This is a genomic window from Floridaenema evergladense BLCC-F167, assembly GCF_041929205.2.
GTDB classification, from domain to species: domain Bacteria; phylum Cyanobacteriota; class Cyanobacteriia; order Cyanobacteriales; family Aerosakkonemataceae; genus Floridanema; species Floridanema evergladense.
On record NZ_CM171625.1, the window covers coordinates 3,019,020 to 3,031,612 of the forward strand.

Genomic DNA, 12,593 nt, shown 5'->3' on the forward strand with positions numbered 1-12,593 from the left:
AAATATATACACACATCTTGGTTACGAAGTTGATTTGCTAAATTGCTCTCCCAGTCGTTGTTTATGTAGATCACAAAAAAACAACAATGAAACCTCCACCATCTCGTTTGGTCAAGCTATTCCTGTTTATGGTTTGTTCCTTCCTTGTAGTCCTCACTGCTTGCCAACGCTCAATCACACCAACAAAGAATACTTCAGCAGATTGTCGAGTAGTGCAACATGCGCTGGGTGAAGTCTGTATTCCGGTTAATTCCCAACGCATTATTTCTCTGGATGTTCCCTGGACACTCGATCCGTTACTAGCGCTTGGTATCAAACCTGTCGGTACAGCAATTCATGACTATGCGCCCTACGGTCTCAGCGGCTTGTTACCGGACGAGATTGAAGGAATTGAGCGTGTTGGGTTTACAGGGAGTGCTTCTCTTGAAAAAATCTTGGCGCTTAAACCTGATTTAATCTTGTCACTTGACGTTCACGATGAGCAAAACTATCAGCAACTATCTGCGATCGCACCAACTGTACTCAGAGAATTTGAAACGATAAACACTTCCTTCAAAGAGAACCTGCGATCGATCGCTCAAGTCGTTGCACAGGAGGAGACAGCAGAAGATATTCTCGCCCAGTACCAGAATCGAGTGGATGTATTACGAGAGAGCGTGGGCAAACGGTTGCAGGGAAAAGAAATCTCTGTCATCCATACTTCTACTGATGGTTCTTCTAATATTTGGATTGAAAATAAAAATGCAAACTATTTTCAGATTTTGAGTGATATTGGTGTGTCCTTAAAGCCAATCTTCACCGAACGAAATGAGTGGGCATCCTTCAGCATTGAAAGCATAAGCCAGTTTGACGCTGATATTCTGTTTATTATTAGCGAAAAATCGGCTTCTTCTCTTTTCCAAAACCCTCTTATATCTTTACTCAAAGCCGTTCAAAACAATCGCGCTTATGTCGTCGATCCATCTATATGGTATGTATACGGTCCCTTGGGGATGAACAGGTTACTAGATGACATTTCTAAGTATCTGTCAGAAGCTATACAGAGTTTTTAATTGTCAAGGAAGGGGGGAGGTTTAGTACGATCGCTCTTGCTGTAGGTTGAGTTGAGGCAACGTAGCTTGCTTCCCGTAGGGTAACCCAACATCTGCAAATCTCTTGTGGGTAAAAGTCTGTGTTGCTTCCCTGAATCCCATTGCGACGGCAAGTGTTGTAAAATTCAGCAGCCAATTCATAATCTTCGATCGTCAATTCAAGGTTAGGAAATGCTCGTAAATACTCTCTCAAACGAACAAATTGTTCAACCGCCCGAATTCCTGAGAGCACTTCTTGCCGAATCACTCCCAACAGAGCAACTCTGTGATCGGCAATCAACTCACGCAGCCTCAGAATTTTGGGTGTCTCCTCCGGGGTTCGATTTCGCCGCAGAGCCAACGACCAAACAGAAGTATCAACAACAACCTTCATGCTTGCTGCCGTTGTTGCTTATAGTCATAGTCTGGATCGTAAACGAACTATGACTCAAACTCCCCTGGTGCGTCTACTCCGCTACGGTAAGCCCTATCAGGTACAAATTTTGGGAGCAATAATCTGCTCCACCTTTCGCACCCTATTTGACCTGGCTCCCCCGTATTTGATTGGGGTTGCAGTGGATGTAGTGGTTGAGCAAGAAGCCTCGTTGATTGCTCGACTCGGCATTCAAGATCCGTTGACTCAATTGTTGGTGCTGTCCATTCTGACGATCGCCACTTGGGGACTAGAATCCCTCAGCCAGTATGGAGCAGACAAACTCTGGCGTAACCTGGCACAAACCCTGCAACATGAACTGCGGGTTGATACCTACAATCACCTACAAGGATTGGAACTTACCTACTTTGAAGACCGTAGCACAGGAACCCTGCTATCCATCCTCAACGATGACATCAACCAACTTGAGCGGTTCCTCAACTTTGGTGCTCAAGATCTGATTAGCTTCTTCACACGAGTATTCGCGGTTGGGATTAGCTTTGTGTTGCTGGTTCCGGGTATTGCCTGGTTTGCCATGATGCCAATTCCATTCATTCTGTGGGGAACGTTTCTATTTCAGTTGCGGTTGGCTCCCCGGTATGACACAGTGCGTGACCAGGCAGGATTGATTAGCGATCGCCTCTCCAATAATCTCTCTGGTATTGCCACGATTAAAAGTTTTACCGCTGAAGCCTACGAAAGCGATCGCGTGTATCAAGAAAGTGAGGCGTATCGTCGCAGTAATGGGCGGGCGATCGCCCTCAGTGTTGCTTTCCAGCCATTGCTGCGATTCTTTATCCTGTTGGGGTTTGTGCTGACACTGTATTTGGGTGGTCGAGAAGTACTCCAGGGACAGCTAAGCGTGGGAACCTATGGTTTCATGGTATTCATCGTTCAGGATTTGCTGTGGCCTTTCACAGAACTGAGCGAAATCATGGACGAATATCAACGAGCGATGGCTTCTGTTCGTCGGGTGATGGGATTGTTAGACACACCTGCTGCGATGCCTTCAGGTCATCATCGACTTCCACTTACCACAATTCGAGGTGAAGTGCAATTTGAAAACATAACGTTTGCTTACAACAATCGTAATCCAATTCTCAAAAACCTTTCCTTATATATCCCAGCTAAAGCAACGGTTGGCATTGTAGGTGCAACAGGTTCAGGCAAAAGTACACTCGTTAAACTCTTATTGCGCTTTTATGAAGTACAACGTGGACGAGTCTTGGTTGATGATATAGACATTCGAGATTTAAAGTTATTGGATTTACGACAATGTATCGGTTGGGTAAGTCAGGATGTGTTTTTATTTCATGGTACTGTGGCGGAAAACATTGCCTATGGCAGCTTTAACGCCACTGTTGAGGAAATTATTCAGGCGGCAAAATTAGCTGAAGCTCACGAGTTTATCCAAGAACTCCCGCAAGGCTATGACACCATTATTGGAGAGCGAGGACAAAAGCTTTCTGGTGGACAGCGACAACGACTGGCGATCGCCCGTGCTATCCTCAAAGACCCACCAATTTTGATTCTAGATGAGGCAACGTCTGCGGTGGATAACGAGACTGAGGCAGCGATTCAGAAATCCTTAGCTAAGATTACTCAAAATCGGACAACGATCGCGATCGCCCATCGTCTTTCCACCATTCGTAATGCAGATTGTATTTATGTCATGGACAAAGGGGCATTTGTGGAAGCAGGAACCCATGAAGAGTTGCTGGCGATCAATGGTTTGTATGCCAATCTCTGGCGAGTGCAGTCAGGCATTTCCTAAACAGAATTAGGAATCCGTTGTCTGGAGCAAGTGTAACTATAAATTTGTTTTAGATCGAGGGGCAAGAAAATCCCAGTTTTTAAGAACAGAGGAACCACTGGGAGGGGTTCGCCAACAGCCAACGGTTCTTGCCAAATGCTGAGATGGGATGCTCCATCAGTTTGGGCCACTCGATAGGCGACGGCATACAAGTCTGATTCAAATGGTTCTGTTTGTAACTCTAGCCGTTGCATCAGTTCGTTATGGAGATTGGCAGACAGCGTTGTAACAACATCGACAATCAACAGTCCAATGTTTTGTTGCAAGTAAGTTTGGCACTTGGAAATAAAAGCATTGCGATGGGTTGGGCGGTCTTTATTGGCAGGACTCACCAGTTCGATCGCGGAGTCCACTGAATTGATGGTGCGATCGGTAACTAAACTGGTTTTGTTAATTGCCAAATAAGAAAATTCTCATTATTGTATAATAGTTGGGATTAATTCTCATTAAGCTCCAACTTAGTTTATGTAGTCGCGGTTTTAACCGCTGGGTAATTTTGGATGATGACTTCAATTCCATCGATTTCCCGGAAATCTCTGAGAGGATCGCGCTGGTTTGGCTTAATTTTGAGCGCGATCGCCTTGCTGATTTGTTTAGTCTACAGTATTACTTTGGGTGCCAAAGATATTCCGCTGCCAACTATTCTCGAATCCTTTATTAAAGATGACAATTCCTTCGATCGTCTGATAATTCAAACTATGCGATTACCGCGATCGCTAATAGCAATTTCCGTAGGATCAGCACTAGCAGTATCAGGAGCATTAATGCAAGGTTTAACTCGTAATCCTTTAGCTGAAACAGGCATTTTAGGAATTGAAGCGGGAGGTGCTTTAGCGGTTGTAATCGTGTTATTTATCTTTGGCAGTTCATCGCTAACTTTATATGCAACAGTGGCATTTTTGGGTGCAGCGATCGCAGCATTATCAGTATATGGATTGGGAACATTAGCGCGTGGAGGATGCTCACCATTAAACCTGACAGTGGCAGGTGCCGCAATGACAGCATTTATTTCTTCCATTACCACTGGAATTTTAATTGTGAGTCAACGCACTTTAGAAGAAGTTCGATTTTGGTTAGCAGGATCTCTTGCTGGAAGAGATATTAATTTATTTCTTCAAGTTTTGCCGTTTATGGCGATCGGGTTGTTGTTAGCATTTCTGCTAGGTAAACAAATCACAATTCTAAGTTTAGGAGAAGATGTCGCCAAAGGTTTAGGTCAACAAACAGTTTGGATTAAAATATTAACTGCAATTAGTGTAGTATTATTAGCAGGTAGTTCTGTAGCGATCGCCGGACCTATCGGTTTTATTGGCTTAGTAGTACCCCATATAGTGCGCTTCTTCATCAAAACTGATTATCGCTGGATTTTACCTTACTCGGCATTGTTAGGAGCAATTCTGTTATTAGTGTCGGATATTGCAGCGCGAACATTACTTAAACCGCAAGAACTTCCAGTAGGTGTGATGACAGCACTCGTTGGTGCGCCTGTGTTTGTTTATCTGGCAAAATCCAAGGTGAAACGATGAAAGATCCCTTGCTAGTTCGCTCCCCAATAATTTCATTTTGGGTCGATCGACGTTTACCTTTGCTATTACTAATTTTGGTAATGTTTTCTTTGGTTGCGATTGTTTTGAATCTGTACCAAGGAGAATATCCGATCGCAACGATCGACATTATCAAAACTTTGTTGGGTATTGATACAGGTAATCCCGATCGCGCTTTTGTGATTTACACTCTGCGATTACCGAGAACATTAATTGCCTTTATGGTGGGAGTAGCACTTGCCTTATCCGGGGCAATTTTTCAAGGTTTAACGCGCAATGTTTTAGCCGATCCAAGTATTATCGGAATTAATGCCGGAGCGAGTTTGGTAGCTGTTGCGGTAATTGTGTTATTTCCATCAGCACCTGTTTACACATTACCGATCGCTTCCTTCGTCGGTGCATCATTCATTGCCATGTTAATTTATGGTTTGGCATGGAATGGGGGAACCTCTCCCACATTACTAATTTTGTTGGGTATTGGTTTGTCTGCGATCGCCAGTGCCTTTACCAGTTTAATGATTACCTTTGGCTCTATTTATGATGTCACTCAAGCATTAGTTTGGTTAGCCGGAAGTTTGTATGGAGCAACTTGGGAACAGTTTTTTTCCTTGCTTCCTTGGATTATAGTTGGTGTTCCGATCGCACTTTCCCTATCCCGTCAAATTAATCTGTTAAATTTAGGCGATGAAGTAGCAAAAGGTTTAGGTAGTCGAGTGGAATGGCAGCGAGGATTACTCGTTTTAGTTGCAGTTGCTCTTGCTGGATCGGCTGTTGCTACCGCAGGTACGATCGCCTTTGTCGGACTAATTGCACCTCACGCAGGACGGCAAATAATTGGAACTAATCATCAAAATTTGCTGCCTGTAACCGCTCTTTTGGGAGGATTGTTAGTGACTCTTGCCGATCTGGTGAGTAGAATTCTCTTTGCACCGATCGAACTTCCCTGTGGTGTGATTACAGCTGCGATCGGCGCACCATTCTTTCTTTATCTGCTAATTCGCAATTAATCCACCTTTAATGGCTACCAACTATCGCCGGGACAGTTGGTGGCATCTTGATTCCAAGGATTTTAGGGTACTCTCCTGGGATATTTCTGAAAATCAATAGTCAATCAAGCTGAATTTGCATACCAGACTTTGTACTTTTTGTCAACCCCTTTGAATGGACTGGCGTTCTAATTACTTATATCTGTTTGGAAGAATTTGGGTGAAATCCCTAATACCAGATAACAAAGGTTCTGAAATAAGATGGGGATAGTTTTTTTCTTTCAAAAAGCTATGTATTCAGAAACCACATCAGATCCGGTTCGGAAGGAAGCGCTAACTGCTTTAACGGCTAAAATGATCGAGCAAGGTTGTCCCGATAAATACGCACCAGCGCTTGCGGCTTCTGCTATTTTTCAAACAGACTTGGATTTGCGAAATGCCCAACTCTCTCGCCTCTTATCTTGGCTCAAGCAGGATTATAGCGATATCCATGAGTTGGCGTTGAAGATCGTCGAAAAAACCCGGGCTGAATTTGAACATCGGGTTATAGAAGGTTGATTCTAAAGCTTTTGTGCAAAGCCGCTAGGAAGTACAGTTGAGTAACCAGCGACTCTCAAATCCAACAAACCTGATTTAAAGCTTTCCCTTGGAATCAAACTTTGATAACCAGCAACTTTAAGTTGCTCATAATATTTCAATGTAAAGAAACGTTTCTTTTTTCCTAGATCCATAACGGGCGATCGCCTGTGGAAAGCTTTTTTATTTTGCAGACAAAAAGCTTTAGTTAACGCTGTCAAAAATTTCCCTACTCTCAATAATGGTTGGTGTCCCCAGGCAAAAGCCTTGTAAATCAACTGTTTGGGAAATTTTGTCTTGACATAACTAAATAACAATATAGCCATTCTTTTTGAAATCTAAACAGATCGCTTTTTTCTCCGCTAAGTGTACTCAGGGACTATATCCATGAATGATTTGTTACTAGAACAACAAAAATTAGCAAGAATAATAACATTAACCAATTTTATTCAAAGCAATCCAGAGGTAAGGGAGCTCAAAAGAGCTTTAGCCGTCAAAATGGCTTTAGAAGGCGAACCATACGCTAAAATTAGCAATTTACTGGGGATGAAGAAGTCAAGTATCAGTACTTGGAAGCAAAAATTTGAAGCTCAAGGTCTAGAGGGTATCAAGTTAGGTTATCAAGGTTCATCTGGTTATTTAACAAGCGAACAAAGGAAAGAAACACTAACTTGGTTGCAGACGAATAACTATTGCACATTGGGAGAACTAGCGAATTACCTGGCTAAACAATACGGTGTGACTTATCAATCCTTGCAAAGTTACTATGCGTTGTTCTCAGCTGCCAATATTGCTAGAAAGAAATCACCGAAAGTCAATCACCAGTCTAAGTCAGAGAGGATAAAAAACGAGACAAGAGAGAAAAACTCCAGCATTTCATTGACTAAGTAAGAAACAGATGGTTTTTTCCCAAATAGGTTTCCTTGAGAAAAGGAAACCTATTTGTTTTGATATCTAAGGCATTTGCTAATGATTAAAAAGAAAATATCCTAATTTGAATAGGTAAGCGCGTTGTTCATAAATCATTTAGAGTAAGTTTGATTATCCGCTCAAAAAGCTTGCTTTGTCGCAAGAAGCATATTTCTTATCTTAAGTCAATTAGTGGTATGTGTGTGTTTATAAATACACACATACCCTGAACATTTTCGTTCGGTAATAGTACGACTTAGATAAATTTTCTTAAAGCAAGAATATAAGTGTTAAATTGATTTAGTTTACATTTGTTATCAAAAAAAATAGGTTTTACCCCTTTACAAGCCAAAATAAAATTGATACATTCATATTGTCGGAAGCCAAGGCACACGCCTCGCACCGATAACAACAAAAACAACAAATGAGTAAAGGTACAAAACAATGGCAGTTGAAAAAACAAATTCTTCTTCTAGCTTGGCTGAAGTTATCGATCGCATTTTAGACAAAGGTATTGTGATTGACGCATGGGCTCGCGTTTCGTTGGTTGGTATCGAATTGTTAGCGATCGAAGCCCGTGTGGTGATTGCTTCTGTGGAAACTTATTTGAAGTATGCTGAAGCTGTTGGTTTAACTCAATCAGCTGCAATGCCTGCGTAATAGCATAAATAGTTCTACAATCTACGGATTGGGAATTTAGGACACTTAAATGCTGAATAAACTTCTGCTTTTTCAAGCTTTCCGAAATTCGTCAATGCCGCGTTATACGAACGAGGAACAAGGAAAGCAGAAGTTTAATTTTACTACTTTTGCTCGCCAAATTTGTCCGAGCAAGAGTGGTTTAATGACGGATACTTAATGTTATTGAGGAGAACCTCATGACGGCCTTAATGGAAAAATTCCGGCAGGAGCATCGATCGATAGCTGAGGAAGTATCTCAACTATTTAAAGAAACGCAAATCTTTCTGTCGGAAATCACAGTAGAAAGACAAAAGCAAGCTAAAAAGCAAGCGGAAGAACTGTTTAAATTTCACCAGAATTTACAACAAGAAAATCGCGAATTTTTAGCAGCAACCGAACAACAACGGACAGAGCAAGCCAAAAAACAAGCGGAAGAACTGTTTAAATTTCACCAGAATTTAGAACAAGAAAATCGCGAATTTTTAACAGCAACCGAACAACAACGGATAACTAAAGCTCAGGAACAAAGCCAACGCCTACGTCAATTCCGTCGGGAACTGTTCATTAGTATTTTTGGAACTCCTAGCTCTAGCCCTTCCGCAAAATAGCCCAAGACTTTATCAAAACAGCCAACTACGGCTCAGTCTTGAGCTAAAAAATAAATTCCCCCAGTCTGCTAGCAACTTTTGCTCCTTAGACTGGGGGTTAATAAACAAAAACAACAAATGAGTTTTAGGTTTTTTATTGTGACCTTCTCTGCTGCTACTGAGTACCTAAAACACAGTCTGGCAACAGAGTTCCCGACCTCACGGATAGGGCTTCCTGCTTCCAAGGGCGAAACACTTCTTTGCCCTCAGCAGGCAGAGGCGATTAGTCTCACCGCCATCTCAACCTTACCAAAAACTGTAGAGCCAGTTACTAAGTAACTTTCTCTAGATCATAGCACGTAAACTTTACAATCCGTAAACTTTACTACGAAAAAACTATCTAATCAACACCACCTAAAATATGACTGTTGCCGAAACCAATAACAGAAGAGCAGTTCTGCGCGTCCGTCCCGGTCAATTTGTAGCTACACCATCCATCCAGCAAGTAACTACCCGTGCGCTGCGTTACCTGCAATCCGGTTTCTCCGTTCATCTGCGCGGACCTGCTGGAACGGGTAAAACCACCCTGGCGATGCACCTAGCCAACTGCCTAGCCCGACCAATCATGCTCATTTTCGGAGATGACGACTTTACAAGTTCAGACTTAATTGGCAGTCAATCTGGCTATACGCACAAAAAACTACTTGATAATTATATCCATAATGTTCTCAAAGTTGAGGACGAACTGAAACAAAACTGGGTTGATTCTCGATTGACGATGGCTTGTCGGGAAGGATTCACCTTAGTTTATGACGAATTTAACCGTTCTCGACCGGAAGTAAACAACGTTTTACTTTCAGCATTAGAGGAAAAAATTCTCACTTTGCCACCCAGTAGTAATCAACCAGATTATCTCCAAGTTCATCCCCAATTCCGAGCGATTTTCACCTCTAATCCCGAAGAATATTGCGGTGTCCACTCAACTCAGGATGCCTTAATGGATAGATTAGTAACTATTAATATGCCCGAACCGGATGAGTTGACCCAAACCGAAATTCTGGTGCAGAAAACGGGAATTAGCCGCGAAGATGCTTTATTAATTGTGCGTCTAGTAAAAACATTTCGTCTCCAAACTGGCGCGGAAAAAACTTCCGGTTTACGCTCTTGTTTGATGATTGGCAAAGTTTGTGGAGAACACGAAATAGTCGCTAAACCATCCAACGCTGATTTCCGCGATATTTGTGCTGATGTGCTATTCTCGCGCACTAATTTATCCTTGAGCGAATCAAGCAGTATTTTCTGGGAACTGCTTCACCAAATCGAGGCAGAAACGTTAAAATTTTTGGCTGAACCACCAATTTCTGTAGTAGAGGAACCTGTTTCTCTGGAAAATTTACTTGACCACGAACAACAAATTCACAAGTATTTGCAAGAGAAACAAAAAGCTGACTTTAATGAAATTCACCAAGCTTTAAATCTGAGCTTGAGCGAGACAAAAGTTGCCCTAAATTCTCTGGTTCAAAAGAAATTGCTGAATGAGCAAGACAGTTTTTTCACCCTTTTTGAGTTAAACGAATCGTGACTTCCTCTATTCTACCGACACGCCCTCAAACCAACTCTAATCGAGCTATTACTACATCCACTCAAGGTTCTACTTTAGCGGATATTCTCGAACGAGTTTTAGATAAGGGAATTGTGATTGCTGGCGATATTTCAGTATCTGTTGCTAGTACTGAACTGCTACATATCCGAATTCGTTTGTTGATTTCTTCAGTTGATAAAGCGAAGGAGATGGGCATAAATTGGTGGGAGAATGACCCCTATCTCAGCAGTAAATCGCAAGCTTTACTAGCAGAAAATCAACAACTTCTGGCTCGATTGCAAAATTTGGAAACCGAACTCCAAGCGCTGAAATCTTCAACTAACAATCAACTTGAATTAGGAGCAAGAGAATTAAATGATTACCATCAAAACAATGAAGGACATTCCGAGCAGTCAGGAAATTCCCAACTTGCACAATAGTAAGTTTCTGGTATGCGCTCCTCATGTGCGACTTTCAGCTATTGAACCTCGTCGCCAAAAGCTAATTAAATAACTGCGATCATGGTATTAACTTGCACGCCTTGTGAAAATTCTCCCCAAGTTTTCTCCGCTGCTGACAAAGTTGACAGTAAAGCGGGTTTAGCTCCTTTACTGTTAACTGTTGTCGAACTAGTACGCCAACTGCTAGAAGCACAAGTAATTCGACGGATGGAAGCAGGAATTCTCAGCGAATCAGATTTGAATCGAGCGGCGGAAAGTTTACAACAATTGGAAGCACAAGTTCTCCATTTGTGTGAAATTTTTGAAGTTAATCCTGCTGATTTGAATGTCAATCTTGGAGAATTCGGGACGCTTTTACCGCCACCAGGAAGTTACTATCCTGGAAAAAGTGGTACTAATCCCTCGATTTTGGAACTCTTAGACCGACTTTTAAATACTGGAATCGTGGTAGAAGGTGATGTGGATTTAGGGTTGGCGAAACTGAATTTAATCCACGCACAGCTACGGTTAGTTTTAACATCAAAGCCTGATTAATTTTTTTGAAAAACTATGGATTTTGGTCTTTACTTATACGGCATTTTTCCTGAAGTTCTTCCCGCAGAAGTAGCGTTAGAAGGAATGGATAAACAACCAGTACATAGCGCACTTATTGAGGGGTTTAGCTTTTTGTATTCGGTAGCTAAACAGGAAAAATATTTAGCTTCGCGACGCAATTTAATTTGCCATGAAAAAGTTTTAGAAGAAGTAATGAATGAAGGGTTCCGCACGCTTTTACCTTTGCGGTTTGGCATGGTAGTTAAGACTTGGGAAACGGTGACAGAACAACTAACTAAACCCTATCAAGATAAGCTCAAAAATTTGTTCGCTAAGTTAGCTGGAAGGCGCGAAGTTAGTGTGAAAATTTTTTGGGATGGGAACTCCGAATTGCAAGCACTACTTTCTGTAAATCAAGAATTGAAACAAAAGCGTGATGCAATGTCAGGTAAAAATTTGAGTATGGAGGAGGTGATTGATATTGGTCAAATGATTGAAAATGGTTTGTCGGTTCGCAAACAAGAGGTAATTCAAGCTTTCCGAGATGAGTTAAATTCTTTGGCTTTGGAAGTGGTAGAAAATGACCCAATGACTGAAGGAATGATTTATAATGCGGCTTATTTGATTCCTTGGAATGGGGAAGCTGAATTTAGCGATCGCGTCGAAGCTATTGACCAAAAATTTGCCGATCGCTTGCGAATTCGCTACAACAATCTTACCGCTCCTTATACATTCGCGCAACTTGTTTAACAGGAGTCAGAGTTATGTCTCTGAAACTTTTACTATTTCCAATTACGGGGCCGATTACTGGTCTAGTATGGATAGGACAGCAAATTCAAGAACGTGCTAATACAGAATATGATGCTACCGAAAATTTGCACAAACAGCTATTAGCTTTACAACTGGCTTTCGATCTTGGTGAAATTTCCGAAGAGGAATTTGAAATTCAAGAAGAAGAATTATTACGCTTGATTCAAACTCTAGAAGAGGAGGCAGCACAATTAGAAGATCAGTAAAACTTTAGCTCTTGGTTCTCTACTTTGTTATTCCCGCTAGGATTAAGAAACCCGCCACAGCGGGTTTCTTCCATATTTAGTATTCCAAGTAGTAAGTTTGAAATTTACTTACCTCGACAACAGGTTCAGAACTGCCGGGATTTTTCGGAGAATTAGTCACAACATTACGTAAATCTTGAATCGCTTTTTCAGTACTGTTTCTTTGGCTATCTAAGACAATTAGCCTTTGTTTCAACTGTTGAACTCGCTGTTCCATAAAGATTAACTCTTGCTGGATACGCTGTTGTTCTGTCACTAACTTATAAAGCTCAAGCTGTTTAGATGCCTGCGAATTATTGCGGGGCATGGTGCTAATTTTAGGACGAATATTTCCGCGAACTCGAATATTTGACATAACTGTT

General features: G+C 41.7%; 18 protein-coding genes. 14 read left to right on the forward strand and 4 right to left on the reverse strand.

What is annotated here, in order from left to right:
• Positions 1-86 precede the first annotated feature (86 nt).
• Positions 87-1,052 carry an iron-siderophore ABC transporter substrate-binding protein gene (locus ACE1CA_RS14630; RefSeq protein WP_486517883.1) on the forward strand — a complete coding sequence of 322 codons (966 nt, stop codon included), beginning with the start codon at positions 87-89 and terminating at the stop codon, positions 1,050-1,052.
• Here the strand turns inward: ACE1CA_RS14630 and ACE1CA_RS14635 are convergent.
• Positions 1,036-1,464 carry a PIN domain-containing protein gene (locus ACE1CA_RS14635; RefSeq protein ID WP_413281326.1) on the reverse strand — a complete coding sequence of 143 codons (429 nt, stop codon included), beginning with the start codon at positions 1,462-1,464 and terminating at the stop codon, positions 1,036-1,038. The two genes, ACE1CA_RS14630 and ACE1CA_RS14635, sit on opposite strands and share 17 nt — an antisense overlap.
• Before the next feature lie 49 nt (positions 1,465-1,513).
• Here ACE1CA_RS14635 and ACE1CA_RS14640 point away from each other — a divergent pair, with 49 nt between their 5' ends.
• Positions 1,514-3,277 carry an ABC transporter ATP-binding protein gene (locus ACE1CA_RS14640; protein ID WP_413281327.1) on the forward strand — a complete coding sequence of 588 codons (1,764 nt, stop codon included), beginning with the start codon at positions 1,514-1,516 and terminating at the stop codon, positions 3,275-3,277.
• Here ACE1CA_RS14640 and ACE1CA_RS14645 read toward each other — a convergent pair.
• A complete protein-coding gene (locus ACE1CA_RS14645) occupies positions 3,274-3,717 on the reverse strand; it encodes a DUF4058 family protein (RefSeq protein WP_413281328.1) in 444 nt (147 codons plus the stop codon). The two genes, ACE1CA_RS14640 and ACE1CA_RS14645, sit on opposite strands and share 4 nt — an antisense overlap.
• Before the next feature lie 102 nt (positions 3,718-3,819).
• On the opposite strand from ACE1CA_RS14645, the gene ACE1CA_RS14650 reads away from it, so the two are divergent.
• The 3 genes from ACE1CA_RS14650 to ACE1CA_RS14660 all read left to right on the forward strand — a co-directional run bounded on the left by ACE1CA_RS14650 (position 3,820) and on the right by ACE1CA_RS14660 (position 6,404).
• On the forward strand, positions 3,820-4,842 hold the full coding sequence (locus ACE1CA_RS14650) for a FecCD family ABC transporter permease (RefSeq protein WP_459563714.1): 1,023 nt from the start codon (positions 3,820-3,822) through the stop codon (positions 4,840-4,842).
• The gene (locus ACE1CA_RS14655; protein ID WP_413281330.1) at positions 4,839-5,867 is read left to right on the forward strand and encodes a FecCD family ABC transporter permease; all 1,029 of its coding nucleotides are present in this window, start codon (positions 4,839-4,841) and stop codon (positions 5,865-5,867) included. The genes ACE1CA_RS14650 and ACE1CA_RS14655 overlap by 4 nt, the downstream gene beginning before the upstream one ends.
• Positions 5,868-6,107: 240 nt before the next feature.
• Positions 6,108-6,404, forward strand: a complete 297-nt coding sequence (locus tag ACE1CA_RS14660) for a hypothetical protein (protein WP_486517886.1) — start codon at positions 6,108-6,110, stop codon at positions 6,402-6,404.
• A gap of 2 nt (positions 6,405-6,406) precedes the next feature.
• Here ACE1CA_RS14660 and ACE1CA_RS14665 read toward each other — a convergent pair whose 3' ends face one another.
• On the reverse strand, positions 6,407-6,748 hold the full coding sequence (locus ACE1CA_RS14665) for a hypothetical protein (protein WP_413281332.1): 342 nt from the start codon (positions 6,746-6,748) through the stop codon (positions 6,407-6,409).
• A gap of 61 nt (positions 6,749-6,809) precedes the next feature.
• On the opposite strand from ACE1CA_RS14665, the gene ACE1CA_RS14670 reads away from it, so the two are divergent.
• The 9 genes from ACE1CA_RS14670 to ACE1CA_RS14710 all read left to right on the forward strand — a co-directional run bounded on the left by ACE1CA_RS14670 (position 6,810) and on the right by ACE1CA_RS14710 (position 12,192).
• Positions 6,810-7,313, forward strand: a complete 504-nt coding sequence (locus tag ACE1CA_RS14670) for a helix-turn-helix domain-containing protein (RefSeq protein WP_413281333.1) — start codon at positions 6,810-6,812, stop codon at positions 7,311-7,313.
• A gap of 462 nt (positions 7,314-7,775) precedes the next feature.
• Positions 7,776-7,991, forward strand: coding sequence for a gas vesicle structural protein GvpA (gene gvpA / locus ACE1CA_RS14675; protein ID WP_193980327.1), 216 nt, complete (start codon positions 7,776-7,778; stop codon positions 7,989-7,991).
• A 49-nt stretch (positions 7,992-8,040) separates the two neighbouring features.
• A complete protein-coding gene (locus tag ACE1CA_RS14680; protein ID WP_413281334.1) occupies positions 8,041-8,190 on the forward strand; it encodes a hypothetical protein in 150 nt (49 codons plus the stop codon).
• Positions 8,191-8,209: 19 nt separating this feature from the next.
• The gene (gene gvpC, locus ACE1CA_RS14685; protein ID WP_413281335.1) at positions 8,210-8,620 is read left to right on the forward strand and encodes a gas vesicle protein GvpC; all 411 of its coding nucleotides are present in this window, start codon (positions 8,210-8,212) and stop codon (positions 8,618-8,620) included.
• Positions 8,621-9,020: 400 nt separating this feature from the next.
• Positions 9,021-10,181, forward strand: coding sequence for a gas vesicle protein GvpN (gene gvpN / locus ACE1CA_RS14690; protein WP_413281336.1), 1,161 nt, complete (start codon positions 9,021-9,023; stop codon positions 10,179-10,181).
• Positions 10,178-10,621, forward strand: a complete 444-nt coding sequence (locus ACE1CA_RS14695) for a gas vesicle protein (RefSeq protein ID WP_413281337.1) — start codon at positions 10,178-10,180, stop codon at positions 10,619-10,621. Before gvpN ends, ACE1CA_RS14695 begins: the two co-directional genes overlap by 4 nt.
• Before the next feature lie 81 nt (positions 10,622-10,702).
• The gene (locus tag ACE1CA_RS14700; RefSeq protein ID WP_413281338.1) at positions 10,703-11,176 is read left to right on the forward strand and encodes a gas vesicle protein K; all 474 of its coding nucleotides are present in this window, start codon (positions 10,703-10,705) and stop codon (positions 11,174-11,176) included.
• 15 nt (positions 11,177-11,191) lie between these two features.
• Positions 11,192-11,926 carry a gas vesicle protein GvpF gene (gene gvpF, locus ACE1CA_RS14705; protein WP_413281339.1) on the forward strand — a complete coding sequence of 245 codons (735 nt, stop codon included), beginning with the start codon at positions 11,192-11,194 and terminating at the stop codon, positions 11,924-11,926.
• A 14-nt stretch (positions 11,927-11,940) separates the two neighbouring features.
• On the forward strand, positions 11,941-12,192 hold the full coding sequence (locus ACE1CA_RS14710; protein ID WP_413281340.1) for a gas vesicle protein GvpG: 252 nt from the start codon (positions 11,941-11,943) through the stop codon (positions 12,190-12,192).
• Positions 12,193-12,268: 76 nt separating this feature from the next.
• Here ACE1CA_RS14710 and ACE1CA_RS14715 read toward each other — a convergent pair whose 3' ends face one another.
• Positions 12,269-12,586, reverse strand: coding sequence for a hypothetical protein (locus tag ACE1CA_RS14715; RefSeq protein WP_413281341.1), 318 nt, complete (start codon positions 12,584-12,586; stop codon positions 12,269-12,271).
• Positions 12,587-12,593 lie beyond the last annotated feature (7 nt).

Coding starts and splice junctions, on each gene's coding strand:
- gvpA (WP_193980327.1), top strand. CDS start 7,776: ATGGCAGTTGAAAAAACAAATTCTTCTTCTAGCTTGGCTGAAGTTATC.
- ACE1CA_RS14700 (WP_413281338.1), top strand. CDS start 10,703: ATGGTATTAACTTGCACGCCTTGTGAAAATTCTCCCCAAGTTTTCTCC.
- ACE1CA_RS14660 (WP_486517886.1), top strand. CDS start 6,108: ATGGGGATAGTTTTTTTCTTTCAAAAAGCTATGTATTCAGAAACCACA.
- ACE1CA_RS14630 (WP_486517883.1), top strand. CDS start 87: ATGAAACCTCCACCATCTCGTTTGGTCAAGCTATTCCTGTTTATGGTT.
- gvpC (WP_413281335.1), top strand. CDS start 8,210: ATGACGGCCTTAATGGAAAAATTCCGGCAGGAGCATCGATCGATAGCT.
- ACE1CA_RS14635 (WP_413281326.1), bottom strand. CDS start 1,464: ATGAAGGTTGTTGTTGATACTTCTGTTTGGTCGTTGGCTCTGCGGCGA.
- ACE1CA_RS14710 (WP_413281340.1), top strand. CDS start 11,941: ATGTCTCTGAAACTTTTACTATTTCCAATTACGGGGCCGATTACTGGT.
- ACE1CA_RS14640 (WP_413281327.1), top strand. CDS start 1,514: ATGACTCAAACTCCCCTGGTGCGTCTACTCCGCTACGGTAAGCCCTAT.
- ACE1CA_RS14670 (WP_413281333.1), top strand. CDS start 6,810: ATGAATGATTTGTTACTAGAACAACAAAAATTAGCAAGAATAATAACA.
- ACE1CA_RS14650 (WP_459563714.1), top strand. CDS start 3,820: ATGACTTCAATTCCATCGATTTCCCGGAAATCTCTGAGAGGATCGCGC.
- gvpN (WP_413281336.1), top strand. CDS start 9,021: ATGACTGTTGCCGAAACCAATAACAGAAGAGCAGTTCTGCGCGTCCGT.
- ACE1CA_RS14665 (WP_413281332.1), bottom strand. CDS start 6,748: ATGGCTATATTGTTATTTAGTTATGTCAAGACAAAATTTCCCAAACAG.
- ACE1CA_RS14655 (WP_413281330.1), top strand. CDS start 4,839: ATGAAAGATCCCTTGCTAGTTCGCTCCCCAATAATTTCATTTTGGGTC.
- ACE1CA_RS14715 (WP_413281341.1), bottom strand. CDS start 12,586: ATGTCAAATATTCGAGTTCGCGGAAATATTCGTCCTAAAATTAGCACC.
- ACE1CA_RS14680 (WP_413281334.1), top strand. CDS start 8,041: ATGCTGAATAAACTTCTGCTTTTTCAAGCTTTCCGAAATTCGTCAATG.
- gvpF (WP_413281339.1), top strand. CDS start 11,192: ATGGATTTTGGTCTTTACTTATACGGCATTTTTCCTGAAGTTCTTCCC.